Origin of the sequence: Mesorhizobium sp. RIZ17 (assembly GCF_051127865.1) — a bacterium.
In the GTDB taxonomy this organism is placed as follows: Bacteria; Pseudomonadota; Alphaproteobacteria; order Rhizobiales; family Rhizobiaceae; genus Mesorhizobium; species Mesorhizobium humile.
Genome location: NZ_CP147861.1, coordinates 5,127,903 through 5,153,722, shown reverse-complemented (window position 1 = coordinate 5,153,722; position 25,820 = coordinate 5,127,903). Strand labels below are relative to the sequence as shown.

Here is a 25,820-nt window from a genome sequence, read left to right as displayed (position 1 = left end):
CGCGTCAGCGCCCGGCCCAGTCAATGGCGGTTTCGAGGATGTTCTTCAGCGTGGCGCGGATCGGCGCGGCATAGGTTGCGTCGTAGGGCACCGGCCAGTTCTCGGGTGAACCCTTCTCGGCCGGCTCGCGCATGTAGCCGCGGTTGGACAGCTCCATCTGCAGCGCGTGGACGCCATTCCGGGGCTGGCCGAAGCTTCTGGTGATCCAGCCGCCCTTGAAGCGGCCGTTGACCACCCAGGTCTCGCCGGTCGCGGCCAGGATGGCGGCTACCTTTTCCTGCAGCGCCTGATCGGTGCTCTTGCCGTCATTGGTGCCGAGATTGAAGACCGGCAGCGTGCCTTCGAACAGCCTCGGCAGGACCGAGCGGATCGAGTGGCAGTCGTAGAGCACGATCTTTTCATGCATGCCGCGCAACCGATCGATCTCGGCCTGCAGGGCAGCGTGGTAGGGTGCGAAATAGGTCTCGCGGCGCCGGTCGATCTCGGCCGGCGTCGGCTCGTCGCCCATACGGTAGAGCGGGTCACCGTCAAAAGTCTCCGTCGGGCAAAGGGTAGTCGTCGCCTGCCCGGGATAGAGCGAGACGCCGGACGGATCGCGGTTGACGTCGATGACCGTGCGCGAAATGGCGGTGTGAACGACCGTTGCGCCGAGGTCGGCGGCGAAATCGTAGAGATTGTCGATCCACCAGTCACAGTCGCGACGGGCCAGCCAGGTCGAGACCAGCCGGCCGTCAAGGCCAGCAAGGTCGATGCCCGTGTGCGGGATCGAAACCAGCAGCGGCGCGGTGCCCTGGGTGACGGTGAGCCAATTGGGCGAGGTCATGAGAGACCTCCGTAAGTTGGAGCTCTACGGCGCCCCCCTCTCCCCTGCCGGGGATCTCCCCTTGTTGGGGGGAGATTGGCCGTCGCGGCGGCTTTCGCCAATCGCCGACGCTGCAAGAGGGGCGGCGCCAAAGAAGCTGCTGATCTCCCCCCTGGAGGGGGAGATGGCCGGCAGGCCAGAGGGGGGCGCGAAGGATCGCGGCCTTCAATCTTCGGTATTCTCACGACGCAATTCCCGGCAACGCCACCGCGCTCGCCGCCTTCACCGTGGCGCCGCTGCGCACCATGGCGATCGCCTTTTCCATGTCGGGATGGAAATGACGGTCATTGTCGAGATGCGGGACTTCGGCCCGGACCAGCTTGCGCACCGCTTCCAGCGCCTCGCTGGATGCAAGCGGCTGATGGAAGTCGCAGCCTTGGGCTGCGGCCAGCAACTCGATGCCGATCACGGCGGTCGCGTTCTCGATCATGCCGAGCAACCGGCGCGCGCCGTGCGCCGCCATCGAGACATGGTCTTCCTGGTTGGCCGAGGTGGGGATGGAATCGACGCTCGCCGGGTAGGCCTTCTGCTTGTTTTCCGAAACGAGGGCCGCCGCCGTCACCTGCGGGATCATGAAGCCTGAGTTCAAACCCGGCTTCGGCGTCAGGAAGGCCGGCATGCCCGAAAGCGCCGGGTCGACCAGCATGGCGATACGCCGCTCCGACAACGAGCCGATCTCGCAGACCGCAAGCGCGATCATGTCGGCGGCGAAGGCCACCGGCTCGGCGTGGAAATTGCCGCCCGAAAGCGCGGTGTCGTCCTCGGCAAAGATCAGCGGATTGTCGGTGACGCCATTCGCCTCGGTCCGAAGCGTGTCGGCGGCCTTGCGCAGCACGTCGAGCGCGGCGCCCATCACCTGCGGCTGGCAGCGCAGGCAGTACGGATCCTGCACGCGCTCGTCGCCGACGCGGTGCGATTCACGGATCGCGCTGCCGGCCATCAGGTTGCGCAGTGCATCGGCCGTCTCGATCTGGCCGCGATGCTTGCGCAACAGATGGATGCGCGGGTCGAAGGGGGCGTCGGAGCCCTTTGCGGCGTCGGTCGACAGCGCGCCGGCGACCAGTGCCGACTGGTAGAGCGTCTCCGCCTCGAACAGGCCGGCGAGCGCGAAAGCCGTCGAGAACTGGGTGCCGTTGAGCAGGGCTAGGCCTTCCTTGGCGCCGAGTGTCACCGGCTCCAGCCCGTGCGAGACGAAGGCCACCTTGGCCGGGAAGCGGCCATGCGGGGTGAAGCATTCGCCGACGCCGATCATCACGGCCGTCATATGGGAAAGCGGTGCGAGGTCGCCGGACGCGCCGACCGAGCCTTGCGCCGGTACGACGGGGATGACGTCGTTGGCGAGCATGGCTTCCAGCAATTCGATGGTCTGGGGCCGCACGCCGGAGGCGCCCTGGGCGAGGCTGGCGAGCTTCAGCGCCATCATCAGCCGCACCACGGCGACGGGCATCGGCTCGCCGACGCCGGCGGCATGCGAGAGCACGATGTTGCGCTGGAGCGTTTCGAGATCGTTGGCCGGAATGCGGACGCTGGCGAGCTTACCGAAGCCGGTGTTGATGCCATAGACCGGCTCGCCTTTGGCGACGATGCGGGCCACCGCTTCGGCGCTCGCCTTGATCTTCGGCCGGCAAGCAGCGTCGAGCTTCGGCACGGCGCCGCGATAGATGGCGCGCCAGTCGGCAAGCGTCGCGTTGCCGGGCGTCAGGGTAAGTTCGGTCATTGTCCTCTCCAGATACGGGCATGGAGCGGGTTGAAGCCCATGCGGTAGACGAGTTCGGCCGGGCGCTCGATGTCCCAGATGGCGAGATCGGCCGATTTGCCGGCTTCAAGCGTGCCGGTGTTGCCCAGCAGGCCAAGGGCGCGCGCGGCTTCGCGGGTGACGCCGGCAAGGCATTCGTCGACAGTCATGCCGAACAGCGTCGCGGCCATGTTCATGGTGAGCAGCAGCGAAGTGAGCGGCGAGGTGCCGGGATTGGAATCGGTGGCGACAGCCATCTTCACGCCGTGGCGGCGGAAGAGGTCGACCGGTGGCTTCTTGGTCTCGCGGATGAAGTAGTAGGCGCCGGGCAGGATGCCCGCAACGGTGCCGGCCTTGGCCATCGCCGCGGCGCCCTCCTCGTCCGTATATTCGAGATGGTCGGCCGACAACGCGCCATAGCGGGCGGCAAAGGCCGCGCCATGCAGGTTGGAGAGCTGGTCGGCGTGGAGTTTCACCGGCAGACCAAGCGCCTTGGCCTTGTCGAAGACGCGCGCCATCTGTTCCGGCGAGAACGCAATGCCCTCGCAAAAACCATCGACGGCGTCGGCGAGTTTTTCGGCGGCGACCTGCGGCAGGATGGTGTTGGCGACGAGATCGATGAACGCGTCCTTGTCACCCTTGGCTTCCGGCGGCAGCGCGTGCGCCGCAAGGCAAGTGGTGCGGACCGTGACCGGACGCTCATTGGCCAGACGGCGGGCGGCGCGCAGCGACTTCTTCTCGTTGTCGGCATCGAGGCCGTAGCCCGATTTCACCTCGACGGTGGTGACGCCTTCGGCCATCAGCGCGTCGAGGCGCGGCAGCGTCTGGGCGACCAGCTCGTCTTCGCCGGCGGCGCGCAGCGACTTGACCGAGGAGACGATACCGCCGCCGGCGCGCGCCACTTCCTCATAAGTGGCGCCGGCCAGCCGCATCTCGAATTCGTTGGCGCGATTTCCCGCATAGACCAGATGCGTATGGCAATCGATCAGGCCGGGCGTGATCCAGCGGCCAGCGCAATCGACGGTCTCGGCGCCCTGCCCGGCAGCGGCCGGCATATCGGCCTCGGGGCCGGCATAGACAATAAGCCCGTCGCGCGCGGCGACCGCGCCTTTCTCGACGATGCCGAGACCGGCCGCACCATCGGCCATGGTCGCCAGGCGCGCATTGCGCCAGACCCGATGGCCGCTCTTTCCGTTTGCTCCACCCATCATCTTTTCCATTTGATTGGATGGCGATTATGTATATACATATTAAAACGCGACGCAAGTGGTATCGTCGCTGGCGCGTTCAGATTCGGAGAGAAAAGTGACGGCGATCTTTGCGGAACAGGCGCTGCTGCCCGGTGGTTGGCAGGGCAATGTAAGGATCGCCTTCGACGGCGGCCGCTTCTCCACGGTCGAGGCTGGCGCTTCCGCGCAGGCCGGCGACGAGCGCCATGCCATCGTCGTGCCGGGCATGCCCAATCTGCACAGCCACGCCTTCCAGCGCGGCATGGCAGGTCTTGCCGAGTTGCGCGGCCCTTCGGCCGACAGTTTCTGGAGCTGGCGCGAGGTGATGTACCGCTTCGCCCTGTCGATGACGCCGGACCAGGTCGAGGCGGTCGCGTCACAGCTCTATGTCGAAATGCTGGAGGCCGGGTTCTCGCGCGTCGGCGAATTTCATTACCTGCATCACGACCGCGACGGAAAGCCTTACGCCAACATCGCCGAGATGGCGGAGCGGATCGCCGCCGCGGCCGCCGACACCGGCATCGGGCTGACGCTGCTGCCTGTCTTCTATGCCCATTCCGCCTTCGGCGGCGCCGCCCCGAACGAGGGCCAGCGGCGATTCATCAATGATGTCGAGCGCTTCGGACGTCTGCTTGGGAAAGCCCGCGAGGGCGTTCGCTCGTTGGAGCAGGCCGTCGTCGGTGTCGCGCCGCACAGCCTGCGCGCCGCAACGCCGGGCGAGCTCAATGCGGTCGCGGCGATGGCGCCGGACGGACCGATCCATATCCATGTCGCCGAACAGGTAAAGGAGGTCGAGGATTGCGTTGCCTGGTCGGGCAGGCGTCCGGTCGAGCTCCTGCTTGCCAACACCACGGTGGACAAACGCTGGTGCCTGATCCACGCCACGCATATGACCGATGCCGAAACGATCGCCATGGCCAAAAGCGGCGCCATCGCCGGGCTCTGCCCGATCACCGAGGCCAATCTCGGCGATGGCACATTTGCCGCGCCGCTGTTCGTCGAGCATGGCGGCCGCTTCGGCGTCGGCTCCGATTCCAACGTGCTGATCGGCCTGCCGGACGAGCTTCGGCAGCTCGAATATTCGCAGCGCCTCGCCCATCGCGCCCGCAACGTGCTGGCCCGCGCGGGCGGATCCACGGGGCGTGCGCTGTTCGACGCTTCGCTCGACGGCGGCAGCCAGGCGCTCGGCGCCGGGCCTTCCCGGATTGCCGCGGGCGGCCCTGCCGATCTCGTCTCGCTTGGCGCTGGCCACCCATCGCTGACCGGCAAGACGGGCGATGCGATCCTCGACGCCTGGATCTTTGCCAATGGCAGCAAGGTCGATTGTGTCTGGGTGCATGGCAAGAAGCAGGTCGCCGGCGGCAGGCACGCGAAGCGCGAGGCTGTCGCCGCGCGGTTCCGCCAAGTCATGACCGCATTGTCGCAAGGTTGAACAGGACCGTCCGATGAGCTTGGTCGAGACAGACGATGTCGAAAACGGCGAGATCCTCTCGCTGCACCAGCGCATCCTGTCGGACATCCGCGAAAAAATCCTGTCGGGCGCCTGGGCGCCTGGACATCGCATCCCCTTCGAGCACGAGCTGACGGCTCAATACAATTGCTCGCGCATGACGGTGAACAAGGCGCTGTCGCAACTCGCCAAAGCCGGGTTGATCGAGCGTAGGCGCCGCTCCGGCAGCTTCGTGCGCCAGCCGCAATCACAGGCGGCGGTGCTGGAACTGCACGACATCCGGATCGAGGTCGAGGCGCTCGGCCTGCCCTATCGCTATGAGCGGCTGGAGCGCCTGAAACGGCGCAGCAGCGCCGAGGACCGCGCGTTGCTCGGGCTTTCCGCACCGGGTCCGGTGCTGGCGCTGGAGAGCCTGCATTTTGCCGGCGAACGGCCCTTCGCGCTCGAGCAGCGGCTGATCAATCTTTCGGCTGTAACCGAGGCCGGCGAGGAGGAGTTTCTCGATATCGCGCCCGGCCCCTGGCTGATCGGTCGCGTGCCGTGGAGCGAGGCCGAGCACCGCATCCGCGCCATGGCGGCGGACGAGACAATCGCCGACGCGCTCGACATCGATCCCGGCGCGCCCTGCCTGGTTGTCGAGCGCCGCACCTGGAGCGCCGAGCACCCGGTGACGCATGTGCGGTTCATCTATCCGGCGGAGAGCCACACGCTGGTGGCAAGGTTCACGCCATCGCAGGGGTAGCCCCTCGCCTTCTCCCCTTGTGGGAGAAGGTGGATCGGCGCGAAGCGCCGAGACGGATGAGGGGTGCTGGAAGGAACTCAGCGCCAGGAAATCCAAGCGCTTGGAGCGCCAAGATCTTCAGCGCCCCGATCCTTCCAGCACCCCTCATCCGGCCGCTTCGCGGCCACCTTCTCCCACAGGGGGGAGAAGGCAAGGCTGGCGCTACAGCGCAGCCGTCACAATGATCTCGACCAGATATTCCGGGGTGGCGAGCTTGGCTTCGCCGGTGGCGCGCGCCGGGGTGTGGCCCTGCGGCACCCACTTGTCCCATTCCGAATTCATTTCGGCAAAGGTCTTCATGTCGTCCAGCCAGATGATCGCCTGCACGATCTTGGTCTTATCGGTGCCGGCCTTGGCCAGCAATTCGTCGATGGTCTTCAGGATGTCGCGCGTCTGCGATGCGACGTTGCCGCCGGGCTGACCGACCTGGCCGGCCAGATAGACGGTGTTGCCATGAATGACAATCTGGCTCATGCGCGGGCCGACATCGATGCGACGAATGCTCATTGGAGGTTCCTTCGTTGTGGGAGTCGCTGCTGTTTAGAGTCCGGGCCGGCGCGGGGCAAGGCCGGCGGGCGCGAAACCAATTGAGCCAATGTCCGGTCCCGAACGGCACGCCTACACGGCGAGTTGACCGGTCGTGACACAATTCCGCCGGGCCGGCGTGTTGACTAATGTAATAACATCACATATCGACAACGCACTCGATTTCGCGGACCGCCGCCTGATGACCACTGCCTGCCTGACCTTCCGCGACCTGACGCTGGGCTATAACAGCCACCCGGCCATCCATCATTTGAACGGCACCGTCCGCAAAGGCTCGCTGACCGCCGTGGTCGGCGCCAATGGTTCGGGCAAGTCGACGCTGATGAAGGGCATCGTGGGCGTGCTGAAGCCGATGGAAGGCGCCGTGGTCCGCATGCCTGGCGTGCGCACGGCCTATCTGCCGCAGCAGTCGGAGCTCGACCGGTCCTTTCCGGCGCGCGTCGTCGATCTCGTCTCGCTCGGACTGTGGCCGAAGCGCGGCATGCTCGGCCGTTACACCAGGGAAGACCGCGAGTCGGTCAGCAAGGCGCTGATGGCGGTTGGCCTTGGCGGCTTCGAGAAGCGGCCGATCGACACGCTCTCCGGCGGCCAGTTGCAGCGCACGCTGTTTGCCCGGGTGCTTTTGCAGGATGCCGACCTCATCCTGCTCGACGAGCCGTTCAACGCGGTCGATGCCAAGACGGTCGGCGATCTCATCCAGCTGATAAAGCGCTGGCATGGCGAAGAACGCACGATCATGGTCGTGGTGCACGACCTCGATCTGGTGCGGCAGAATTTCCCGGAAACGCTGCTGCTCGCGCGCCAGCCCGTCGCCTGGGGCGACACAAAGGAAACGCTGCGGCCGGAAAACCTGCTCAAGGCAAGGCGCTTCCACGAGGCGTGGGAAGAGAATGCGCCGTGGTGCGAGCCCGATGACCATGATCATGGGCATGATCACGACCATCACGATCATGCGCATGATCACCACCATGACCATCAGCACGGCTCCGGACCGAGGGCGGCGTGATGGAGTTCCTCTACGGCCTTTTCATCGCGCCCTTCGCCGATTTCGCCTTCATGCAGCGGGCGCTGTTCGGCTCGCTGATGCTGTCGCTCGGCGCCTGCCCGGTCGGCGTCTTCCTGATGCTGAGGCGCATGAGCCTGTCGGGCGACGCGATGGCGCATGCCATCCTGCCGGGCGCGGCCGCCGGCTTCCTGCTCTATGGCCTCGAAATCCTGCCGATGACGGTCGGCGGGCTGATTGCCGGCATCATCGTGGCGCTCGGCGCGGGCGCGGTCTCGCGCTTCACCATCCAGCGCGAGGACGCCTCGATGGCGGCCTTCTATCTCATCTCGCTTGCCGTCGGCGTGCTGATGGTGTCGATCCGCGGCTCCAGCGTCGACCTGATGCACGTGCTCTTCGGCACCGTGCTGGCGCTCAACAATGAGGCGCTGATCCTGATCGGCGGCATCGTGGTGGTGACGCTCGCCTGCCTCGCCGTCTTCTGGCGCGCGCTGGTCGCCGAGTGCCTCGACCCGCTGTTCCTGCGCTCGGTGAGCCGCATGGGCAGCCCGGTGCATTTCATCTTCCTCGGCCTCGTCGTGCTCAACCTCGTCGGGGGCTTCCAGGCGCTGGGCACGCTGCTCTCGGTCGGATTGATGATGCTACCCGCCGCCGCCGCCCGCTTCTGGACGATGCGCGTGGAGCCGATGTGCGTGCTGGCGGTGCTGATCGGCTTTGCCTCCTGCATCGCCGGACTGTTGTTGTCCTACCACGCCTCGCTGCCCTCCGGCCCGGCGATCATCCTTTCGGCGGGCGTCGTCTATTTCTGCTCGATCCTGTTCGGCACGCGCGGCGTGCTGCGCGCCCGCATCGTGCATCACCGACACCGGACTGCTTAGAGCGAGATGAGGTTAGATTGGATCATTCTGTTTCTCGGGCGGCGATGCAATCCGGTAGGAGAGGCGCGCCGGGCGATGGGGTTCCATCGCCCAAGCGGCTCGACGCCGCGGGTGCCCGCCGCCCGAGAAACAGAATGATCCAATCTAACCTCATCTCGCTCTAACCTAATCCCCAAGCAAGGAGACTCCAATGCTGAAATCCTTCCGCGCCGCACTGACGTTGAGCGTTATAACATTAAGCGCTCTCGCTACGTCGACTGCCTTCGCGGCGCCGCTCAAGGTCGTGGCGAGCTTCACGGTGATTGCCGACTTTGCGAAAAACGTCGGCGGCGACCGCGTCAACATCACCACCATCGTCGGGCCGGACGGCGACACGCATGTCTATGAGCCGAGCCCGGCCGACGCGGTGGCGATGGCCAAAGCCGACGTGGTGCTGGTCAACGGCCTGCATTTCGAGGGTTTCCTGCAGCGCCTGGTCGACGCCAGCGCCACCAAGGCCGCGATCGTGACGCTGACCAAGGGCGTGACGCCGATCGACTTCAAGCCGGAATTCGCCGATGCGGACGCGGCTGAAGGCGCTGACACCAGCGGCGGCAAGACCGTCACCGATCCGCACGCCTTCCAGTCGATCGCCAATGCCAAGATCTATGTGAAGAACATCGCCGAGGCGTTCTGCGCAGCCGACGCGGAAGGCTGCGACAGCTACAAGGCCAATGCCGCCGCCTACACCACCAAGCTCGACGCGGTGGAGACGGAAGTTAAGGCAGCGATCCAGTCGATCCCAGAGGCGAAGCGCGTCGTCATCACCTCGCATGACGCCTTCGGCTATTTCGAGCACGAATACGGCCTGACCTTCCTGGCGCCGCAGGGCATCTCGACCGATTCCGAACCGTCGGCCGCCGACGTCGCCAAGCTTGTGAAACAGGTGAAGCAGGACAAGGCGGCGGCGATCTTCCTGGAAAACATCACCAATCCGCGGCTGATCGAGCAGATCGCCGGCGAGACCGGCATCAAGGTCGGCGGCACGCTCTATTCGGACGCGCTGTCGGCGTCCGATGGCTCCGCGTCGACCTATATCGACATGATGCACAACAACATCACGCAGATCAAAGGCGCGATCCTGGGGAGTTGAGGAACAACCCAGGCGCAGAAACAGTCACTCCTTCCAGCCGGACCAAGTTCCGGCTGGATTTGCGCACGGAAATGTCTATCTGCTACAGCGGTTAATGCAATCCGGATTGGCCTTTCCATGACTGACTTCACGCCTCTCCAGTCCCTGCTTGGCGGCGCCCTCATCGGCCTGTCGGCCGTGCTGCTGATGGCTTTGCACGGCCGCATCGCCGGCATGACCGGCATCTTGACCGGCGTCATCCCGCCGCTGTCGGCCGACTGGCAGTGGCGCGCAATGTTTCTCGCAGGCGCCATCGCCGCCCCGCTGCTCTTGGCGCTTGCCGGCAAGCAGATCCCATTCAGCGTACCGGTCCCGACGACGGCGCTCGTCGTGGGTGGCTTCCTGGTCGGCATCGGCGTGCATTTCGGCGGCGGTTGCCCGAGCGGGTACGGTATTTGCGGCATCGCGCGGTTGTCGCCTCGTTCGTTCGTTGCGGTCGCCACCTTCATGGCGACCGCTTTCGTCACTGTCTTCATCATCCGCCACGTGATGGGAGGCTGACCTATGCGCAAACTCGTCTCGGCCTTTCTGATCGGTGGGCTTTTCGGCCTGGGCATCGCTGTTTCCGGCATGATCAATCCGGCGAAGGTGCTGAACTTCTTCGACATTGCCGGCACCTGGGATCCGAGCCTGATCTTCGTGATGGGCGGCGGCCTGGCGGTCGCCTTCGCCGGCTACCGATTGGTGTTCGGCCGGCGCGAGGTGCCGGTGTTCGAGAGCGCCTTTGCCTTGCCGACCAAAAGCACCATCGACCGGCAAATGGTCGGCGGCGCTGCTGTCTTCGGCATCGGCTGGGGCATTGCCGGCTTTTGTCCCGGGGCCTCAATTCCGGCGCTCGGCCTTGGCTACTCGTCGACGCCGGTCTTTGTCGCGGCGGTCATCGCCGGCATCGTCGTGGCCCGCTTCGCCCGAACTCGGCTCGCCCAGCCGGCCTCGGCCTAGCAGCAGTTGCCGGATCGCTCGGGGAGTGGCAGAACACCAGCCAAGCCACGAGGCACCAAACTTGCGAGGACACCATGGAATACCGCCAGATCAGCGACGACTATTCGGTCTCCGGCCAGATCCAGCCCGAGGATATAGCCGTCATCAAGGACGCCGGCTTCAAGAGCGTGATATGCAACCGGCCGGACGACGAGCAGCCGGGTCAGCCTTCGGCCGAGAGCGTGCAGGCCGCGGCCGAGGCAGCCGGGCTTGCGTTCCGGTACATTCCGGTCATCAGCGGTCAGATCACAATGGACAATGTCGAGAACCAGGCCACCGCGCTCGACGAACTCGAGGGGCCGGTGTTCGCCTATTGCCGTTCAGGCGCGCGCTGCACCAACCTTTATGGGCTGATCCAGCAGCAGCGGGGGTGAATATCCCAGCGAAGGTGTGCTGAGATTCAGGTCAGTACGAGCCGAAAATGGCGGCTTACGAAAACCGGCCTACGCCGGCCGTAGCCTTCATAGAGCGGAAGCATTTATGAGGGCTTCGGCCGGCGAAGGCCGGAAGCGCAGGAAGCCGTCATTTGCAGGCCGGACTCACCTGAATATCAGCATAGCTTAAATCGGCAGCGCACCGGTTTCCTTCAACGTCTCCAGCACGATCGCCGTCTTCACATGCTGCACGGATTCGTGCGGCAGGAGCACGCCGTTGACGAACTCCGACAGCGACTTGAGGTCGGGCGTCACCACCTTCAAGATGTAGTCCATCTCGCCGGTCAGCGCGTGCGCCTCCTGCACCTCGGGCAGGCGGGCCACCAGCTCGCCGAAGCGGCGGGCATTGTCACGGTTATGGGTGGCCAGGGTCACCGAAATGACGTTGACCAGCGAAAAGCCGAGACGGTCGCGGTCGAGCACGGCGCGGTAGCCCTTTATATAGCCGTCCTCCTCCAAGCGCAGACGCCGGCGAGAGCATTGCGAGGGCGACAGGTTCACGCGCTCCGCCAGGTCGTTGTTGGTGTAGCGCGCGTCGTCTTGCAAAAGCGCCAGTATCTTGCGGTCGAATTGATCAATGCGCGCATCATCCACGTATTTTTCTCCAACCATGCACAATTTACGCACATGATGCGCATTTCAAGCGGTCGAATGCAAGCACCGTGCGGGCGCTCCGCGCTATCATGGTGAAAATTGGCCAAGACCGGCCGCAACAGCTTTCGGAGGACTGCCATGGGCCCCTTCCCACACGACGCCCCACCCGCCAGGATCAGCAAGCAGAACCCGGCCGGCACCGACGGCTTCGAATTCGTCGAGTTCGCGCATGCCGAGCCGGCAAAGCTTGCCGAGCTGTTCACCCGCATGGGCTATGTCGCCGTGGCGAAGCATCGCAGCAAGGACATCACCGTCTGGCGCCAGGGCGACATCAACTATGTCGTCAATGCCGAGCCCGGCTCGCATGCCATGAAGTTCGTCGAAAAGCACGGGCCCTGCGCGGCCTCGATGGCTTGGCGCGTCGTCGATGCCAAGCACGCTTTCGACCATGCCGTATCGAAGGGCGCCACGCCTTATGAAGGCGCCGACAAGGCGCTCGACGTACCGGCAATCGTCGGCATCGGCGGCTCGCTGCTCTATTTCATCGAGGCTTATGGCGAAAAGGGTTCGGCCTACGACGCCGAGTTCGAATGGCTGGGCGAGCGCGACCCGAAGCCGGAAGGCGTCGGCTTCTATTTCCTCGATCACCTGACCCACAATGTCTATCGCGGCAATATGGACAAGTGGTGGGATTTCTACCGCGACCTGTTCGGCTTCAAGCAGATCCATTTCTTCGATATCGACGGCAAGATCACCGGCCTGGTCAGCCGCGCCATCACCTCGCCCTGCGGCAAGATCCGCATTCCGCTGAATGAGTCCAAGGACGAGACCAGCCAGATCGCCGAGTATCTGAAGAAGTACAATGGCGAGGGCATCCAGCACATTGCGGTTGGCACCGACGCGATCTACGAGGCGACCGACAAGCTTGCCGCCAACGGCTTGAAGTTCATGCCCGGCCCGCCCGACACCTATTACGAGATGTCGCACGAGCGCGTGCATGGCCATGATGAGCCGATCGAGCGCATGAAGAAGCACGGCATCCTTATCGACGGCGAAGGCGTGGTTGACGGCGGCATGACCAAGATCCTGCTGCAGATCTTCTCGAAGACCGTGATCGGGCCGATCTTCTTCGAATTCATCCAGCGCAAGGGCGACGAAGGTTTTGGCGAAGGCAACTTCCGCGCGCTGTTCGAGTCGATCGAACAGGATCAGATCAAGCGCGGCGTGATCAAGCTGGACGGCAAGGCGGCGTAGCGGCCCGGCGATATCTTGCGGCACGATCAATTATGACCTAAATTATGGTCATAAAGGATCGCTCCATGAATGTTTCCATCGCAGAAGCCAAGGCCAAATTGTCGGAACTCGTGAGCCGCGCAGAAGCCGGCGAGGAGATTGTGCTTACGCGCCATGGCAAGGTGGCCGCGCGTATCGTACCTCCGGCAGTGGTGGAACCGTTGCCGCGTATCGGCGCCTTGAAAGGCAAGATCTGGATTGCCGACGACTTCGACGAACTCGGTCCCGAATGGGACGAATACGTCAAATGACGACTGGGCCGTTTCTCGCCGATACGCACATTATCCTCTGGTCGATTTCGGATGATCGACGTCTCAGCGAACAGCATCGCGCCATCCTTGACTCGGACGCGGTGGTGTTCGCGAGCGCGGCGAGCGTTTGGGAAATTGCGATCAAACGGTCAATTGGAAAGCTTCACGCGCCAAATGACCTGCCGACGTTGCTTCCGAGGATGCGGTTTCAGCCCCTCGCGGTTACCTTGCAGCACGCGCACGCAGTCGGCGATCTGCCGCCTCACCATGGCGATCCGTTCGATAGGCTGCTGATTGCACAGGCGCGGATAGAGAACCTGACGATCCTGACGTCAGATTCGCATTTTGCCCAATACGAGGTCGCGCTGGGCTGACTGCCATACGATCGAACTACTTTTGGAGGCCGGCGGCCTTGCGCAGGATATCGTTGATCCGGCTCTGCCAGCCGGATCCGCCGGCGCGGAAGCGGGCAACCACATCGCTATCGAGGCGCAGCGTCACCTGTCTCTTCGGATTGTCGAGCGCCGGCCGGCCGCGCGAACGGCGAATGCTTTCGGCGAGATCGGGGAACACTTCGGTGAAGGGACGCGCGTTTCGGAAGTCCTCCTCGGTCCATTCGGGGTTGTCGGAAACTGCGTCCCAATCTTCCTTGGTGAAACCTTTGCCTGACTTGAACTCCTTGTCGGGCTTTGTGATGTTCAGCTTAGACTTTGCCATCGAACAATCTCCTTTCCGCCTGGTTGGCTGGTCGCATCGAAATTATCGAGATGCCCTCGGAGCCAAGCCGGGCAAAGACCACTGCAACAACACCGCCGACCATCCGACCAATCGCCATGAAACGGCCGGCTTTGGCCGCCCGGATTGTCGACGCAAGAAAAAACTCCTCGTCCAACGCAGCGAAATCCAAGCCGTGTTTGTCAATGTTGGCCCACCGTTTCGGTTCGTCCCAAACGATCTTCATCAGAATTTATGTACCTACAATAATTAAGTCAACGATTTTCGTAACTACAATAATTTTTCAACGCAGCCGTCTCGCTCACAGCCCCAACCGCTCGACCTCGTCCTTCCTCAGCTTGATGTCGTAGTCGAGCAGGAACTCATCCAGCTGCGGCGGCGCCACCGAGGTGCCGGAAAGCATCGCGTGCAACTGGCCGCGGTGATGGATGTCGTGCTGGAAGACATGGGCGAGGATGTCGCCGATCCGTTCGGGGATCATGCCGTCCTCGCGCCGATCGGTGATGACGTGGCGATCGAGATCGGCTTCGGATAGACCATCGCAGAAAGCGACAAGTCTGCGGTCGAAATCGGCCTGCGCCGTCGCCAGGCTTGCCGCATCGTCGAACGGTACGAAGTTGTCGTAAGCGGAGGCGCCGAGACCGCCATCGGTCAGGAAGTCGAAATAGAGGAGGTCGACCGCGAGGGTGTGGTTGAGCGTCTCCCTGATTGACGGAAAGAAGCTGGTGCGCCCGGCTTCGAACTCGCCGGGCTTGAGAGCGAGCACGGCACGATAGAGCCGGTCGTTCGACCATAAATTGTTGCGCGCCATGCGGCGCAAGTGCTCGAGCAGGGTCATGGCGCCATTCCGCTGGCAAAGCCTATGCCTGCCGCCATGGCCAGGAAGCCCGCGACGACGACCATCAGCAGCATGATCATGCGCCGCCGCAGCGCTTGCGTCTGCGCGTCCCGCGCGACGCTCAGATTGGTGATGGTGTGGAACAGCATCGCCTTGCGCGGAACGCCGCTGCGGTTGGCGAGGTCGGGCGAACGCGCCTCGATGCGGTAGCTCAGCCGCGTCGCTTGGACGAAGACCACCAGAATGGCGATCGCCCAGAGCCCGAACAGCACATAGAGCGCCTCGCCCGGCATCCACTATCCCTTAAAGTCGGAGCATGATGTTGTCCGAAAACCGCATCACACTTTCCGGCATCCTGCTCTAATATTTCTCGACCTTCTGCTCGATGGCGCCGAAGATCGAATGGCCGGCCTTATCCTTCATCTCGATGCGCACAATGTCGCCGAAACGCAGGAAAGGCGTCTTCGGCTCGCCGCTCTCGATGGTTTCGATCATGCGCAGCTCGGCGATGCAGGAAAAGCCGGCGCCGCCCGCCGAAACCGGCTTGCCCGGCCCGCCATCGAGCTTGTTGGAGACGGTGCCGGAGCCGATGACGGTGCCGGCGGCGAGCGGCCGTGTCTTTGCCGCATGCGCGATCAGCGCCGGGAAGTCGAAGGTCATGTCGACGCCGGCATTGGCGCGGCCGAACGGCTTGCCGTTGAGATCGGCGAGCAGCGCAAGATTGACCTTGCCGCCGTCCCAGGCGTCGCCAAGTTCGTCCGGCGTGACCGCGACCGGCGAGAAAGCGGAAGACGGTTTCGACTGGAAGAAGCCGAAGCCCTTGGCCAATTCAGGCCCGGTGATGGCGCGCAGCGTCACGTCGTTGACCAGCATAACGAGACGGATGGCCTCTTTCGCCTCCGCCAGTCCGGCGCCCATCGGCACATCATCGACGATGACGGCGACTTCCGCCTCCATGTCGATGCCGAAAGCCTCGTCGGCCATGCGGATCGGATCGCGCGGCGGAATGAATGAGTCGGAGCCTCCCTGGTAGATCAGCGGATCGGTCCAGAAGCTTGCCGGCATCTCGACGCCGCGCGCCTTTCGCACCAGCTCGACATGGTTCACATAGGCCGAGCCGTCCGCCCATTGATAGGCGCGCGGCAGCGGCGAATGCGCGTCATGCTCGTGGAAGCGCGCCGAAGGCACTGCGTTGGTCTCCAGCGATTCAGCCATCGCCGCCAGATGCGGCGCAATACGGCGCCAATCGTCGAGCGCGGCCTGCAGCGTCGGCACCAGGAAGGAAGCATCGGTGAACCGCGTCAGATCGCGCGAGACCACGACCAGTTTCCCATCGCGCGTCCCGTTCTTCAAAGTAGCAAGCTTCATGCGGTTTCCTCTCCTGGCGGCCTTTTCACCGCTTTGTCACACAACAAAGCGCGCGCGAGCGATCGTCAAGTCGCCTCGACACGTTTTCCTGACAATGATCCGCCGATCAGGACCAATCGCCTTCAGGCGTGCCGTTAAAACGCTTCTTCAGGTCGGCCCAGCAGTCGATGTAGTTCTCCTGCAAGCTGCCGAGCTCGGCGGCATAGCGCGTCAGCATCTGGGGGAAGCGCGTCTCGAACATGAAGGCCATGGTGTTGTCGAGCTTGACCGGCTTCAGCTCCGAGCGGGTGGCTTTCTCAAAACCCGACGCGTCCGGCCCGTGCGCCAGCATCTGGTTGTGCAGGCTGATGCCGCCGGGAACAAAGCCTTCCTCCTTGGCATCGTACTGGCCGTGGATCAGGCCCATGAACTCGCTCATGATGTTGCGGTGATACCAGGGTGGACGGAAGGTGTTCTCCGCCACCAGCCAGCGCGGCGGGAAGATGACGAAGTCGACATTGGCGGTGCCCTCCTCGCCGCTGGGTGCCGTCAGCACGGTGAAGATCGACGGATCGGGGTGGTCGAACAGGATGGCGCCGACCGGCGAAAACGTCGCCAGATCATATTTGTAGGGCGCGTAATTGCCGTGCCAGGCGACGACGTCCAGCGGCGAATGGCCGAGCTCGGTGACGTGGAAAGTGCCGCACCATTTGACGATCAGCCGGCAGGGCGTCTCCTTCTCCTCGAACCAGGCGCAGGGCGTCTTGAAGTCGCGCGGATTGGCCAGGCAATTGGCGCCGATCGGGCCGCGGTCCGGCATGGTGAACTTGGCGCCATAATTCTCGCAGACATAGCCGCGCGCCTCCTTGTCGGCGAGCTCGACCTTGAAGACGAGGCCGCGCGGCAGCACGGCGATCTCGCCGGGCCGGAGTTCGATGACGCCCATTTCGGTCACGAAGCGCAGCGCGCCGACCTGCGGCACGACCAGCAATTCGCCGTCGGCGTTGAAGAAATGGTCGTCCACCATCGAGCGGTTGGCGACATAGATATGCGCGGCCATGCCGGACTGGCCGACCGCGTCGCCGGCCGTGGTGAAGGTGCGCATGCCGGAGATGAAATCGGTCGGCTCGCTGGGCATTGGCGTCGGGTTCCAGCGGTATTGGCCGAGCGCCAGTTCATGGTCGCCGATATTCGGCCCGGTCTTCCACAAGGGGTAGCTCGCGGCCTTGAAGCGGCCGGTGTGTTTTACGCTTGGACGGATGCGGTAGAGCCAGGAGCGCTCGTTGGTGCCGCGCGGCGCGGTGAAGGGCGAACCCGAAAGCTGCTCGGCATAGAGCCCGTAGGCCGGCCGCTGCGGCGAGTTGCGGCCCTGCGGCAGCGAGCCGGGCAGCGTCTCGGTCTCGAAATCATTGCCGAAGCCCGGCATGTAGGAAAAGGCCATCCGATCCTCCCTGATCCCGGCTTGTAAGCGTCCCGAGACGCGCCCTGCCGGCGATATTGACTAAACTTGTTTCATTTGTAACCATTGAAAATGTAACTATCAACGGCTGCGCTGCCTCGGGGAGCATTTCATGGAACCGGATATCCTCGAGCTGGAAAGCTTCCTGCCCTACCGACTTTATCGGCTGGCCGACACCGTGAGCCGCGAATTCTCGAAAATCTACAAAGATCGGCATGGCCTTACGCGACCGGAATGGCGCACGCTCTCCGGGCTTGGCGAGCGCGGCACAATGACGGCGACCGAACTCGGCGAGCAGTCGGCCATGCACAAGACCAAGGTGTCGCGCGCTGTGGCGGAGCTGGAGCGGCGGCGCTGGCTGACGCGCATGCCGGACGAGAACGACCGCCGCGTCGAGCATCTGGCGCTGACCAAGGCGGGGCTCGCCGCCTATCGCGAGATGGTGCCGCTTGCGAAGGCGTTTGAGAGGGAGCTGCTGGGGAGATTGAGTGAGGATGAGCGCGCGGCGATTGTGACGGGGGTGACGGCGTTGGAGAGAGAGTTGGCAGAAAAGATCTGGTAGGCCAGCGCAAGGCCCCCCTCTCTGTCCTGCCGGACATCTCCCCCTCAAGGGGGGAGATTGGCAGCTTTGGCGACGGCGCTCATCTTGCGACGACTGCGATTGGCGAAGGCCGGCCTGACAGCTGATCTCCCCCCTTGAGGGGGAGATGTCCGGCAGGACAGAGAGGGGGGCGAAGGAACTCGACGTCTCCCTAAAGGCCTACCAATCCATCACCACCTTGCCCGAACTGCCGCTCCGCATCGCGTCGAACCCCACCTGGAAATCGTCGATGCCGATGCGGTGCGTGATCAGCCCCGAAACATCGAGCGGCCCCTGCACCAGGGCGATCATCTTGTACCAGGTCTCGAACATCTCGCGGCCGTAGATGCCTTTGAGATGCAGCATCTTGAAGATGACCTTGTTCCAGTCGATCTCGAAGCCGGTGGGCGCTATGCCGAGGATGGCGATCTTGCCGCCATTGTTCATGGTGTCGATCATGTCGCGGAAGGCGGGAGCGGCGCCCGACATCTCGAGCCCGACGTCGAAACCTTCGCTCATGCCGATCGACGGCATCACGTCACGCAGCTTTTCCTTCGAGGCGTCGACGACATGCTGCACGCCAAGCTTGCGCGCCAGATCGAGCCGTACCGGGTTGATGTCGGTGATCACGACTTTTCGCGCGCCGACGCATTGCGCCACGAGCGCACCCATGATGCCGATCGGGCCGGCGCCGGTGACCAGCACGTCCTCGCCGACCAGGTCAAAGGACAATGCGGTGTGAACGGCATTGCCCAGCGGATCGAAGATGGCGGCGATCTCGTCCGGCACGTCATCGGGGATCGGCACGACATTGTGCTGCGGGATCACCATGTACTCGCCAAAGGCGCCTGGACGGTTGACGCCGACGCCAAGCGTGTTGCGGCAAAGATGGCCCCTGCCCGCGCGGCAATTGCGGCAATGGCCGCACACGATATGGCCCTCGCCCGAGACGCGCTGGCCGACCTTGTATTCGGTGACCGCAGCGCCGAAATCGGCGACGGTGCCGACGAATTCGTGGCCGGTCACCATCGGCACCGGCACGGTCTTCTGCGCCCACTGATCCCAGTTGTAGATGTGGACGTCGGTGCCGCAGATCGCGGTCTTCTTGACCTTGATCAGCACGTCGTTGGGGCCGATCTCCGGCACCGGCACCTCTTCCATCCAGATGCCCGGCTCGGCCTTGGCCTTCACCAGCGCCTTCATCATGTTGGACATTCTTTTGTTCCTTGAATCTCTTGATCCGGAGCAGCTTTCGGCCGTTCAGGAAATCACGCCCAGTTCCTTGCCGATCGCGCCGAACGCCTCGACCGCGCGGTCGATGTCGGCGCTGGAGTGCGCCGCCGACATCTGCGTGCGGATGCGCGCCTGGCCCTTCGGCACCACCGGGAAGGAAAAACCGATGACATAGATGCCGCGCTTCAGCATGCGCTGCGCCATCTCCTGCGCCAGCGCAGCATCGCCCAGCATCACCGGGATGATCGGGTGATCGGCGCCGGCCAATGTAAAGCCGAGCTTACCCATTTGAGACCGGAACCGATCCGCATTGGCATATAGGCGCTCGCGCAACGCGTCGCCATTGCGGATCAGGTCGAACACCTTGATCGATGCGCCGGCGATCGCCGGCATCAGCGTGTTGGAGAAGAGATAGGGCCGCGAGCGCTGGCGCAGCCAGTCCACCACCTCTCTCTTGCCCGACGTGTAGCCGCCGGAGGCGCCGCCCAGCGCCTTGCCGAGCGTCCCGGTGATGATGTCCACCCTGCCCTCGACGCTGCAATGCTCGGCCGAGCCGCGACCATTCTTGCCGACGAAACCGACCGCGTGGCTGTCGTCGACCATGACCATCGCATCGTATTTCTCGGCAAGGTCGCAGACGCCCTTGAGATTGGCGATGATGCCGTCCATCGAGAACACGCCGTCGGTGGCGATCAGCCGGAAGCGGCAGTCCTTCGCCTCCTTCAGGCGGGCTTCGAGATCGGCCATGTCGTTGTTGGCGTAGCGGAAGCGCCTGGCCTTGGAGAGGCGCACGCCGTCGATGATCGAGGCGTGGTTCAGCGCATCCGAGATGATGGCGTCCTCCTCGCCAAGCAGCGTCTCGAACAAACCGCCATTGGCGTCGAAGCAGGAGGAATAGAGGATGGTGTCGTCCATGCCGAGGAAGGACGAGATCGTCGCCTCGAGCTCCTTGTGTTCTTCCTGCGTGCCGCAGATGAAACGCACCGAGGCCATGCCGTAGCCGTAGCGGTCAAGCGCGTGCTTTGCCGCGTCGCGCAAATCCTCGCTGTCGGCGAGGCCGAGATAGTTGTTGGCGCAGAAGTTCAGCACCTTTTGCCCGCCCACCTCGATCTCGGCGGACTGCATGGAGGAAATCACCCGCTCGGATTTGTAGAGCCCGGCCGATTTCAGGCCCTGGAGCTCACTGTCGATATGGGAAAGGAATGCTTTGCTCATGGTCCGGCCCTGTTCGGTTCGAGGCCGGACTGTCGCGCTACAGCTGCAAAAAATCCATCGCAAAAGCGACCGCTTCGGTGGCGTCGCGAAAGCCCGATCGCAATCCTTCGCCATGGCGCGGCGGCAATAGGAGCAAAAATGGGGTAAGCGGGAAAGGACGTGATAACCATCTTGCGAGCTTTGTCGAACCGCCATGACGGCCGCCGGCCTCCCTTGCCGACCTGTTAACCCTTTCCAGGCAAGCGTCTTCCCGCCGTATCCAGGGCAGGAATCCGTCGACCGGTGGGGTCTCTTAAGTTATGTCGCAGCAGCCAGTGCATAGCGTTTCGCGCAAGCTGATCCTGCTCATCAAGACCGGCTACTGGCTGGCGCTGACGATCATCGCCGCCATGGTGGTGGCGTCCTTCATTCTTCTCCAGCAATTGATGGCGCAGCAGCAGCACAACAATGCGGTGCTCGACATCGTCTCGACGCAGAAGGCGCTGTCGCAGCGCATCGTCTTCCTGGCCAGCGCCACCGGCGGCGCCTCGCGCGACAAGCAGCCGGCGCTGGTCACGGCGCTCAAGCAGGCGACGGGCGAGTTCGAGACCAATTACGACCGGCTGCTCAAGGAAACCGGCGCCGACCCGCTCTCGCCGGCGCGCAACGACCCGAAGTCGATCGAATACGTCCTGTTCAGCAAGCCTTTCCACCTCGATTACTTCTCGGTCGGCCTCGTCGCCAATGGCGACAGGCTGGTCTCGTCCTTCGCGTCGCAGCTCGGCATGCAGAGCGACGGCTACAAGGGCGGCGGCGAGCGCGTCGGCCTCGACGCCTCCGTCGCCAATGCGACGATGTCCGGCTATGCCGCGCTCGGCCAGCGCATCAGTGCCTTCGCCGACGAGAAATCCAGCAACATCCTCGACCTGCACCGCACGCTGTTCTTCGCCACCCTCGGCGTCATCGTGCTGGTGGCACTGTTCATCTTCCGGCCGATGTCCAACGCCATCCTGCGCAAGACGCGCGAGCTGGTCGATGCCCGCAACTCGATGGCCTTCATCGCCGTGCATGACGGCCTGACAGGACTGCACAACCGAACCTTCCTCACCGACCATTTCGACACGCTGATCAAGGGAGCGCAGCGCCGCCGCGAGCGCCTGGCGGTGATCCAGTTCGATCTCGACCGCTTCAAGCAGATCAACGACACTCTGGGGCATGCGGCAGGCGACTATGTGCTGGTGGTGACGGCGCAGCGCATGCGCGATTCCTGCCGCGCGTCGGATCTCTGCGCCAGGCTGGGCGGCGACGAGTTCGTCATGATCCTCAACGGCGCAGGCACCACCGAGGACATCCATGCGCTGGCCAAGCGCATCCTTGGCGAGATCAACGAGCCGATCACGTTCCAGGGCACGACCATCATGCCCGGCGCCAGCGCCGGCATCGCGGTCTATCCGGTCGACGCCGACAATGCGCAGGACCTGCTCGTCCATGCCGACCTGGCGCTCTACTCCGCCAAGAAGCTCGGCGGCGGCAACTTCTCCTTCTTCTCGGAGGAGCTGCGCCGCGAGCTCGACTATCGCAAGCAGCTCGAACAAGATATCCGCACGGCCATCGCCAGCAAGAGCTTCGAGGTCTATTTCCAGCCGCAAGTGTCGCTAACCAGCGGCAAGATCAGCGGCATCGAGGCATTGGTGCGCTGGAAGCACGAGACGCGCGGCATGATCTCGCCCGGCGAGTTCATCCCCGTGGCCGAGAAATGCGGCTTCATGCCGGAGATCGGCCGCATCGTCATCGGCAAGGCGATCAACGAGGCCGCCGAATGGGACCGCGCCGGCATCGATTTCGGGCGCATCGCCGTCAACGTCTCGGGCACGGAACTGCGCGAGCCCGATTTCGACAGCTTCCTGTTCGGCACGCTGGAGCGCGCCGGGCTGCCCCCACAGAAGCTGGCGCTGGAGATCGTCGAATCCGTCATCCTCGACGACGAGAAGACAGGCATCGCCTCGAAGCTCCGCCACATCCGCGCCGCCGGCGTGCATCTGGAGCTTGACGATTTCGGTACCGGCTATGCCTCGCTCAGCCACGTCAACCCGAACGAGATCGACCGGCTGAAGATCGACCGCCGCTTCGTCCAGAACATCAACGAGAACGGCGACAACTCCAAGATCGTGCGCGCCATCACCGAGCTTGCCAGGGGGCTGGGCATCTCGATCGTCGCCGAGGGCGCCGAAACCGAGGCGGAGCTCGACTCGCTGATGGCGATCGGCTGCGACCAGGTGCAGGGCTATTCGATCGCATTCCCGATGCCGCAGGACAAGGCGCGCGAATGGTTGCTGGCGCGCAGCCCGAAGAAGGCGAAGCTTAAAGTACTGCAGGGCAGCCTCGCTTGAGGTACACCGATATTCAGGTGAGGCCGGCCCGCGAATGACGGCTTTCTGCGCTTCCGGCGCTCTCGTATGTTAAGTACGCTCCGCTCCGGCCTTCGCCGGCCGAAGCCCTCATAAGTGTTCCCGCTCTATGAAGGCTACGGCCGGCGTAGGCCGGTTCTCGAAAGCCACCATTCTCGACTCGACCTGACCTGCATCTCGATGCACCTCGGCAGTGCCGAGCATACAGACCGGTCTCGGTGTGGCGGCTTGCGAGGATTACCACCGGATTTCAGGGATGCGGCTTCGACTTCTTATCCTGATACTGCTGTTCGCCGCGTCGCCTGCCTTCGCCGCCGATCGCACCGTCTTCCTCACTTTCGACGACGGTCCGCTGAACGGCACCAGCAATATCCTCGACGTGCTGCAGGCCGAGCAGGTGCCGGCGACGCTGTTCATGGTCGGCATGCATGCCGAGGCCAACGCCACCAACCGGGCGCTGCTGCAGCGGGCGAAATCGATGCCGCTGGTGACGATCGGCAACCACAGCTACAGCCACGCCTACAATCACTACCGGCATTTCTACGGCGACACCGAAGGCGTGGTCGCAGACATGCTCAGGGCGAACGCCGTGCTGGGCTTGAAGCCGGCCGTGCACGCGCGGCTGCCGGGACGCGACGTGTTCCGGCTGCCCAATTACTCGAAGGACGACAATTCGCTTGGGCTGGCGGAGGCAGGCCGCGAGGATCCGGATTACGAATTCGTCGCGGCCTCGGGCTTCTGGCTCTATGGCTGGGACCACGAATGGGTGCATGAGGACAGCGGCAAGCCGGTGCAGAGCGTCGACCACCTGGTCAGCGAGATCGATCATCTGTTCGGCTATGGCCATTTCGCCAGGCCGAACAAGCTGATCCTGCTCATGCATGACGAGATGTTCCAGGACGCCTTCGACGGCAAGGCGAAGCTGACGGCGCTGATCGCGGCGCTCAAGCTGCGCCACTACGCCTTCGGCGCGATTGCGGGCTACGACTGAACTGGCCGCTCTCCGGGCAGCGCCGGTAGCACCTTCAGCGGATTGAGCATCGGCACGCCGAGAGGTGCAAAATGGCGCTCATTGCCCGTTAGGATCGTCAAGCCATGCACTTCGGCTGTCGCTGCAATCGCGATGTCCTCAAATCCCGGCTGATGCGCCCGGGCACGATCGAGCATCAATCCCGCAGCATGCGCCGCGCGCAGATCGAGAGGCAATATCCTTTCGCCATAAAGATATTCAATTGCCTGCCACCATTGACGGAGTAGCGCTGTTTTCGTCGTTGCGCCCTCGCGTTCGGCTTTCGCGATTCCAGAGGTGATCTCCGATGCCGTGACCACGGACAAGAACAAATGGTCGCTGGCCTGATCGAGCCAATCCGCCAACTCCGTCCGCTCATTCCTTTTGGACGGCGCCATTGCCGAAATGATGTTGGTGTCCAGTAAAAACATCGGCTGAAGGGCCGCCCTTACAGGTCAACCTTTCGAACAGGTTTGCGGATGCGAGGGGCAATGTCGTCTTCGCCCCCCGGAAACGCCGCCAGCAATTGTCCAAAGCTTGGCACGCGCGACAGCCTTTCGTATTCCTTGAACGATAGGATCACAGCTTGCTTGCGGCCATGACGCGTGATGACGGCAGGCTCTCCCGCAACAGCGTTATCGACTACTGCCGAAAGCGTTGCCTTGGCATCCTTCAGTTGAATTTCCCGCATCGCCAAGCTCCATCATATGACTATTGTGGTCATATAGCATTGACTGCCAATCGATTCAATACAACCGGCTAGGTGCCCCCCGCATTCGCCCGCAGCAACGCAAGCATCTCGGCGAATTCGGCCAGCCTCTCATCGGGAATACCAGCCCGCAGCCGCTTGTCGAAAGCGACGGCCGCGAGGCGGAGCTTTTCGAACAGCGCCTCGCCGGCCTCGGTCAGCGCCACCTGGTGGACCCTGCGGTTTTCCGGGTCCCGGCGGCGCGTCAGCAACCCTTGCGCTTCCATGGCGTTAAGGTGATGCGTCAGCGTCGCGCCCTGGATGCCGATCATGCCGGCAAGCTCGCGCTGGTTGGCCAATTCCTTCGACTTGACCGACAGCAAGGTCAGCCAGACCGGCAGCGTGCCGCCAGCCTGGACCAGCGCGGCGTCGAAAGCCTGCGCCACCACCTTCGAGGTGCGGGCGAGATTCATACCGACGGGCGGGCGGTCAAACGGTGTCATGACATGACAGTAGAGCATGCAATGGCAAGGTGGAACTCGGCTCCATGCATTGACATCTAATCGTTAGATATCTAACTTTGTCTTATTGATGACGTCGCGACAGGGTTGCGGCGCGGCGGGCGGCAGAGAGGAATGCGGTCATGCAATATGTCTATATCGTCACCATCGGCCTGCATGTGATGGCCGGCGTCTTCTGGGCCGGCACGACCATCGCGGTTGCCCGCGATCCAGAGATCAAGGCGGAGCGCTTCATCCGGCCGCAACTCGGCGCCTCCGGCGTGGTGTTCCTGACCGGCTTGCTGCTCTGGTATTTCTTCCATGAGGGCGCGTTCGGCTCGATGGAGAAAGTGCTGGCACTCGGCATCTTGACGGCGCTGATCGCCGCCGGCGTGCAGGGCGCGCTTGTGGCCTCGGCCAGCAGGCAGCTGGCGGGCGCCGATCAAGTGACGCAGACCCATTTGCGGGCAAAAATGACCAGAGGCGAACGCATCGCCGGCGGGCTGCTCGTCATTACCGTGTTTTGCATGGCGACCGCCAAGCTGTTTTGACATCGCACGGCCGGCGAAACCGACCGGGCGCGGCGCGCAACGGACCAAAGCGGCAGGTGGCTCTCCTTGC

General features: G+C 63.6%; 31 protein-coding genes. 15 read left to right on the top strand and 16 right to left on the bottom strand.

The features are described 5' to 3' along the window. Positions 1-4: 4 nt before the first annotated feature. The 3 genes from hutG to hutI form a co-directional block, all read right to left on the bottom strand. Complete coding sequence (gene hutG / locus WDX12_RS25040; RefSeq protein WP_434722404.1) at positions 5-823, bottom strand: N-formylglutamate deformylase; 819 nt, start codon at positions 821-823, stop codon at positions 5-7. A 220-nt stretch (positions 824-1,043) separates the two neighbouring features. Beyond that, complete coding sequence (hutH, locus tag WDX12_RS25035; RefSeq protein ID WP_434722403.1) at positions 1,044-2,579, bottom strand: histidine ammonia-lyase; 1,536 nt, start codon at positions 2,577-2,579, stop codon at positions 1,044-1,046. After that, positions 2,576-3,805, bottom strand: coding sequence for an imidazolonepropionase (gene hutI, locus WDX12_RS25030; protein WP_434722402.1), 1,230 nt, complete (start codon positions 3,803-3,805; stop codon positions 2,576-2,578). Before hutI ends, hutH begins: the two co-directional genes overlap by 4 nt. A gap of 97 nt (positions 3,806-3,902) precedes the next feature. Here hutI and WDX12_RS25025 point away from each other — a divergent pair, with 97 nt between their 5' ends. Both WDX12_RS25025 and hutC read left to right on the top strand, forming a co-directional pair. Further along, positions 3,903-5,258 (top strand): formimidoylglutamate deiminase, encoded by a 1,356-nt coding sequence (locus WDX12_RS25025; protein ID WP_434722401.1) that lies wholly within the window; start codon positions 3,903-3,905, stop codon positions 5,256-5,258. 13 nt (positions 5,259-5,271) lie between these two features. Beyond that, a complete protein-coding gene (gene hutC / locus WDX12_RS25020; RefSeq protein WP_434722400.1) occupies positions 5,272-6,018 on the top strand; it encodes a histidine utilization repressor in 747 nt (248 codons plus the stop codon). Positions 6,019-6,219: 201 nt separating this feature from the next. Here hutC and WDX12_RS25015 read toward each other — a convergent pair whose 3' ends face one another. After that, the gene (locus tag WDX12_RS25015; RefSeq protein ID WP_320297365.1) at positions 6,220-6,564 is read right to left on the bottom strand and encodes a RidA family protein; all 345 of its coding nucleotides are present in this window, start codon (positions 6,562-6,564) and stop codon (positions 6,220-6,222) included. A 220-nt stretch (positions 6,565-6,784) separates the two neighbouring features. Here WDX12_RS25015 and aztA point away from each other — a divergent pair, with 220 nt between their 5' ends. From aztA to WDX12_RS24985, 6 genes are all read left to right on the top strand, one after another. Further along, a complete protein-coding gene (gene aztA, locus WDX12_RS25010; protein ID WP_434722399.1) occupies positions 6,785-7,609 on the top strand; it encodes a zinc ABC transporter ATP-binding protein AztA in 825 nt (274 codons plus the stop codon). Continuing rightward, a complete protein-coding gene (gene aztB, locus WDX12_RS25005) occupies positions 7,609-8,484 on the top strand; it encodes a zinc ABC transporter permease AztB (protein ID WP_434725706.1) in 876 nt (291 codons plus the stop codon). Before aztA ends, aztB begins: the two co-directional genes overlap by 1 nt. 190 nt (positions 8,485-8,674) lie before the next feature. Beyond that, positions 8,675-9,616 carry a zinc ABC transporter substrate-binding protein AztC gene (aztC, locus tag WDX12_RS25000; RefSeq protein WP_434722398.1) on the top strand — a complete coding sequence of 314 codons (942 nt, stop codon included), beginning with the start codon at positions 8,675-8,677 and terminating at the stop codon, positions 9,614-9,616. 117 nt (positions 9,617-9,733) lie between these two features. Next, positions 9,734-10,156 carry a YeeE/YedE family protein gene (locus tag WDX12_RS24995; RefSeq protein ID WP_434722397.1) on the top strand — a complete coding sequence of 141 codons (423 nt, stop codon included), beginning with the start codon at positions 9,734-9,736 and terminating at the stop codon, positions 10,154-10,156. A 3-nt stretch (positions 10,157-10,159) separates the two neighbouring features. Continuing rightward, positions 10,160-10,597, top strand: a complete 438-nt coding sequence (locus tag WDX12_RS24990; protein ID WP_434722396.1) for a DUF6691 family protein — start codon at positions 10,160-10,162, stop codon at positions 10,595-10,597. 74 nt (positions 10,598-10,671) lie between these two features. Then, the gene (locus tag WDX12_RS24985) at positions 10,672-11,010 is read left to right on the top strand and encodes a TIGR01244 family sulfur transferase (protein WP_434722395.1); all 339 of its coding nucleotides are present in this window, start codon (positions 10,672-10,674) and stop codon (positions 11,008-11,010) included. A 186-nt stretch (positions 11,011-11,196) separates the two neighbouring features. Here WDX12_RS24985 and WDX12_RS24980 read toward each other — a convergent pair whose 3' ends face one another. Then, positions 11,197-11,664, bottom strand: a complete 468-nt coding sequence (locus WDX12_RS24980; RefSeq protein WP_434722394.1) for an Lrp/AsnC family transcriptional regulator — start codon at positions 11,662-11,664, stop codon at positions 11,197-11,199. A 138-nt stretch (positions 11,665-11,802) separates the two neighbouring features. Between WDX12_RS24980 and hppD the strand changes: the two genes are divergently transcribed. From hppD to WDX12_RS24965, 3 genes are all read left to right on the top strand, one after another. Continuing rightward, positions 11,803-12,918, top strand: coding sequence for a 4-hydroxyphenylpyruvate dioxygenase (gene hppD, locus WDX12_RS24975; protein WP_434722393.1), 1,116 nt, complete (start codon positions 11,803-11,805; stop codon positions 12,916-12,918). A gap of 65 nt (positions 12,919-12,983) precedes the next feature. After that, positions 12,984-13,208, top strand: coding sequence for a type II toxin-antitoxin system Phd/YefM family antitoxin (locus WDX12_RS24970; protein WP_140634067.1), 225 nt, complete (start codon positions 12,984-12,986; stop codon positions 13,206-13,208). Further along, positions 13,205-13,582 (top strand): type II toxin-antitoxin system VapC family toxin, encoded by a 378-nt coding sequence (locus WDX12_RS24965; RefSeq protein ID WP_434722392.1) that lies wholly within the window; start codon positions 13,205-13,207, stop codon positions 13,580-13,582. Before WDX12_RS24970 ends, WDX12_RS24965 begins: the two co-directional genes overlap by 4 nt. 16 nt (positions 13,583-13,598) lie before the next feature. On the opposite strand, the gene WDX12_RS24960 is transcribed toward WDX12_RS24965, so the two are convergent. The 6 genes from WDX12_RS24960 to hmgA form a co-directional block, all read right to left on the bottom strand. Continuing rightward, entirely contained in the window at positions 13,599-13,925 is a 327-nt protein-coding gene (locus WDX12_RS24960; protein WP_434722391.1) for a BrnA antitoxin family protein, read from the bottom strand. Next, positions 13,912-14,169, bottom strand: a complete 258-nt coding sequence (locus WDX12_RS24955) for a BrnT family toxin (protein ID WP_434722390.1) — start codon at positions 14,167-14,169, stop codon at positions 13,912-13,914. The genes WDX12_RS24960 and WDX12_RS24955 overlap by 14 nt, the downstream gene beginning before the upstream one ends. A 75-nt stretch (positions 14,170-14,244) precedes the next feature. After that, a complete protein-coding gene (locus WDX12_RS24950; RefSeq protein ID WP_434722389.1) occupies positions 14,245-14,781 on the bottom strand; it encodes a DinB family protein in 537 nt (178 codons plus the stop codon). Then, positions 14,778-15,074: a hypothetical protein gene (locus WDX12_RS24945; protein WP_434722388.1), complete on the bottom strand. Its 297-nt coding sequence runs from the start codon at positions 15,072-15,074 to the stop codon at positions 14,778-14,780. Before WDX12_RS24945 ends, WDX12_RS24950 begins: the two co-directional genes overlap by 4 nt. Before the next feature lie 67 nt (positions 15,075-15,141). After that, positions 15,142-16,149, bottom strand: coding sequence for a fumarylacetoacetate hydrolase family protein (locus WDX12_RS24940; protein WP_434722387.1), 1,008 nt, complete (start codon positions 16,147-16,149; stop codon positions 15,142-15,144). Positions 16,150-16,255: 106 nt separating this feature from the next. After that, complete coding sequence (gene hmgA / locus WDX12_RS24935; protein ID WP_434722386.1) at positions 16,256-17,569, bottom strand: homogentisate 1,2-dioxygenase; 1,314 nt, start codon at positions 17,567-17,569, stop codon at positions 16,256-16,258. A 130-nt stretch (positions 17,570-17,699) separates the two neighbouring features. Between hmgA and WDX12_RS24930 the strand changes: the two genes are divergently transcribed. Then, positions 17,700-18,149: a MarR family winged helix-turn-helix transcriptional regulator gene (locus WDX12_RS24930; protein ID WP_434722385.1), complete on the top strand. Its 450-nt coding sequence runs from the start codon at positions 17,700-17,702 to the stop codon at positions 18,147-18,149. 198 nt (positions 18,150-18,347) lie between these two features. Here the strand turns inward: WDX12_RS24930 and tdh are convergent, their stop codons facing one another. Next, entirely contained in the window at positions 18,348-19,382 is a 1,035-nt protein-coding gene (tdh, locus tag WDX12_RS24925) for an L-threonine 3-dehydrogenase (protein WP_126083104.1), read from the bottom strand. Positions 19,383-19,427: 45 nt separating this feature from the next. Continuing rightward, entirely contained in the window at positions 19,428-20,615 is a 1,188-nt protein-coding gene (locus WDX12_RS24920) for a glycine C-acetyltransferase (protein WP_434722384.1), read from the bottom strand. Positions 20,616-20,914: 299 nt separating this feature from the next. Between WDX12_RS24920 and WDX12_RS24915 the strand changes: the two genes are divergently transcribed. Beyond that, complete coding sequence (locus WDX12_RS24915) at positions 20,915-22,984, top strand: putative bifunctional diguanylate cyclase/phosphodiesterase (protein ID WP_434722383.1); 2,070 nt, start codon at positions 20,915-20,917, stop codon at positions 22,982-22,984. 274 nt (positions 22,985-23,258) lie between these two features. Continuing rightward, the gene (locus WDX12_RS24910; protein WP_434722382.1) at positions 23,259-23,993 is read left to right on the top strand and encodes a polysaccharide deacetylase family protein; all 735 of its coding nucleotides are present in this window, start codon (positions 23,259-23,261) and stop codon (positions 23,991-23,993) included. On the opposite strand, the gene WDX12_RS24905 is transcribed toward WDX12_RS24910, so the two are convergent. From WDX12_RS24905 to WDX12_RS24895, 3 genes are all read right to left on the bottom strand, one after another. Beyond that, positions 23,984-24,442: a type II toxin-antitoxin system VapC family toxin gene (locus WDX12_RS24905; RefSeq protein ID WP_320297382.1), complete on the bottom strand. Its 459-nt coding sequence runs from the start codon at positions 24,440-24,442 to the stop codon at positions 23,984-23,986. The genes WDX12_RS24910 and WDX12_RS24905 overlap by 10 nt on opposite strands. Before the next feature lie 17 nt (positions 24,443-24,459). Beyond that, the gene (locus WDX12_RS24900) at positions 24,460-24,702 is read right to left on the bottom strand and encodes a type II toxin-antitoxin system Phd/YefM family antitoxin (RefSeq protein ID WP_320297383.1); all 243 of its coding nucleotides are present in this window, start codon (positions 24,700-24,702) and stop codon (positions 24,460-24,462) included. A gap of 68 nt (positions 24,703-24,770) precedes the next feature. Then, positions 24,771-25,202 carry a MarR family winged helix-turn-helix transcriptional regulator gene (locus WDX12_RS24895; protein WP_434722381.1) on the bottom strand — a complete coding sequence of 144 codons (432 nt, stop codon included), beginning with the start codon at positions 25,200-25,202 and terminating at the stop codon, positions 24,771-24,773. Positions 25,203-25,342: 140 nt separating this feature from the next. On the opposite strand from WDX12_RS24895, the gene WDX12_RS24890 reads away from it, so the two are divergent. Beyond that, positions 25,343-25,750 (top strand): hypothetical protein, encoded by a 408-nt coding sequence (locus WDX12_RS24890; RefSeq protein ID WP_434722380.1) that lies wholly within the window; start codon positions 25,343-25,345, stop codon positions 25,748-25,750. Positions 25,751-25,820 lie beyond the last annotated feature (70 nt).

Bases quoted from the DNA above. Each gene is read 5' to 3' on its own strand.
- aztC (WP_434722398.1), top strand. From the start codon at position 8,675: ATGCTGAAATCCTTCCGCGCCGCACTGACGTTGAGCGTTATAACATTA.
- hutI (WP_434722402.1), bottom strand. From the start codon at position 3,805: ATGGGTGGAGCAAACGGAAAGAGCGGCCATCGGGTCTGGCGCAATGCG.
- WDX12_RS24915 (WP_434722383.1), top strand. From the start codon at position 20,915: ATGTCGCAGCAGCCAGTGCATAGCGTTTCGCGCAAGCTGATCCTGCTC.
- WDX12_RS24945 (WP_434722388.1), bottom strand. From the start codon at position 15,074: ATGCCGGGCGAGGCGCTCTATGTGCTGTTCGGGCTCTGGGCGATCGCC.
- hmgA (WP_434722386.1), bottom strand. From the start codon at position 17,569: ATGGCCTTTTCCTACATGCCGGGCTTCGGCAATGATTTCGAGACCGAG.
- WDX12_RS24985 (WP_434722395.1), top strand. From the start codon at position 10,672: ATGGAATACCGCCAGATCAGCGACGACTATTCGGTCTCCGGCCAGATC.
- WDX12_RS24930 (WP_434722385.1), top strand. From the start codon at position 17,700: ATGGAACCGGATATCCTCGAGCTGGAAAGCTTCCTGCCCTACCGACTT.
- WDX12_RS24895 (WP_434722381.1), bottom strand. From the start codon at position 25,202: ATGACACCGTTTGACCGCCCGCCCGTCGGTATGAATCTCGCCCGCACC.
- WDX12_RS24955 (WP_434722390.1), bottom strand. From the start codon at position 14,169: ATGAAGATCGTTTGGGACGAACCGAAACGGTGGGCCAACATTGACAAA.
- WDX12_RS24920 (WP_434722384.1), bottom strand. From the start codon at position 20,615: ATGAGCAAAGCATTCCTTTCCCATATCGACAGTGAGCTCCAGGGCCTG.
- WDX12_RS24970 (WP_140634067.1), top strand. From the start codon at position 12,984: ATGAATGTTTCCATCGCAGAAGCCAAGGCCAAATTGTCGGAACTCGTG.
- hppD (WP_434722393.1), top strand. From the start codon at position 11,803: ATGGGCCCCTTCCCACACGACGCCCCACCCGCCAGGATCAGCAAGCAG.
- hutG (WP_434722404.1), bottom strand. From the start codon at position 823: ATGACCTCGCCCAATTGGCTCACCGTCACCCAGGGCACCGCGCCGCTG.
- aztB (WP_434725706.1), top strand. From the start codon at position 7,609: ATGGAGTTCCTCTACGGCCTTTTCATCGCGCCCTTCGCCGATTTCGCC.
- WDX12_RS25015 (WP_320297365.1), bottom strand. From the start codon at position 6,564: ATGAGCATTCGTCGCATCGATGTCGGCCCGCGCATGAGCCAGATTGTC.
- WDX12_RS24905 (WP_320297382.1), bottom strand. From the start codon at position 24,442: ATGTTTTTACTGGACACCAACATCATTTCGGCAATGGCGCCGTCCAAA.
- aztA (WP_434722399.1), top strand. From the start codon at position 6,785: ATGACCACTGCCTGCCTGACCTTCCGCGACCTGACGCTGGGCTATAAC.
- WDX12_RS24950 (WP_434722389.1), bottom strand. From the start codon at position 14,781: ATGACCCTGCTCGAGCACTTGCGCCGCATGGCGCGCAACAATTTATGG.
- hutH (WP_434722403.1), bottom strand. From the start codon at position 2,579: ATGACCGAACTTACCCTGACGCCCGGCAACGCGACGCTTGCCGACTGG.
- WDX12_RS24940 (WP_434722387.1), bottom strand. From the start codon at position 16,149: ATGAAGCTTGCTACTTTGAAGAACGGGACGCGCGATGGGAAACTGGTC.
- hutC (WP_434722400.1), top strand. From the start codon at position 5,272: ATGAGCTTGGTCGAGACAGACGATGTCGAAAACGGCGAGATCCTCTCG.
- WDX12_RS24890 (WP_434722380.1), top strand. From the start codon at position 25,343: ATGCAATATGTCTATATCGTCACCATCGGCCTGCATGTGATGGCCGGC.
- WDX12_RS24910 (WP_434722382.1), top strand. From the start codon at position 23,259: ATGCGGCTTCGACTTCTTATCCTGATACTGCTGTTCGCCGCGTCGCCT.
- tdh (WP_126083104.1), bottom strand. From the start codon at position 19,382: ATGTCCAACATGATGAAGGCGCTGGTGAAGGCCAAGGCCGAGCCGGGC.
- WDX12_RS24965 (WP_434722392.1), top strand. From the start codon at position 13,205: ATGACGACTGGGCCGTTTCTCGCCGATACGCACATTATCCTCTGGTCG.
- WDX12_RS24995 (WP_434722397.1), top strand. From the start codon at position 9,734: ATGACTGACTTCACGCCTCTCCAGTCCCTGCTTGGCGGCGCCCTCATC.
- WDX12_RS24960 (WP_434722391.1), bottom strand. From the start codon at position 13,925: ATGGCAAAGTCTAAGCTGAACATCACAAAGCCCGACAAGGAGTTCAAG.
- WDX12_RS24900 (WP_320297383.1), bottom strand. From the start codon at position 24,702: ATGCGGGAAATTCAACTGAAGGATGCCAAGGCAACGCTTTCGGCAGTA.
- WDX12_RS24990 (WP_434722396.1), top strand. From the start codon at position 10,160: ATGCGCAAACTCGTCTCGGCCTTTCTGATCGGTGGGCTTTTCGGCCTG.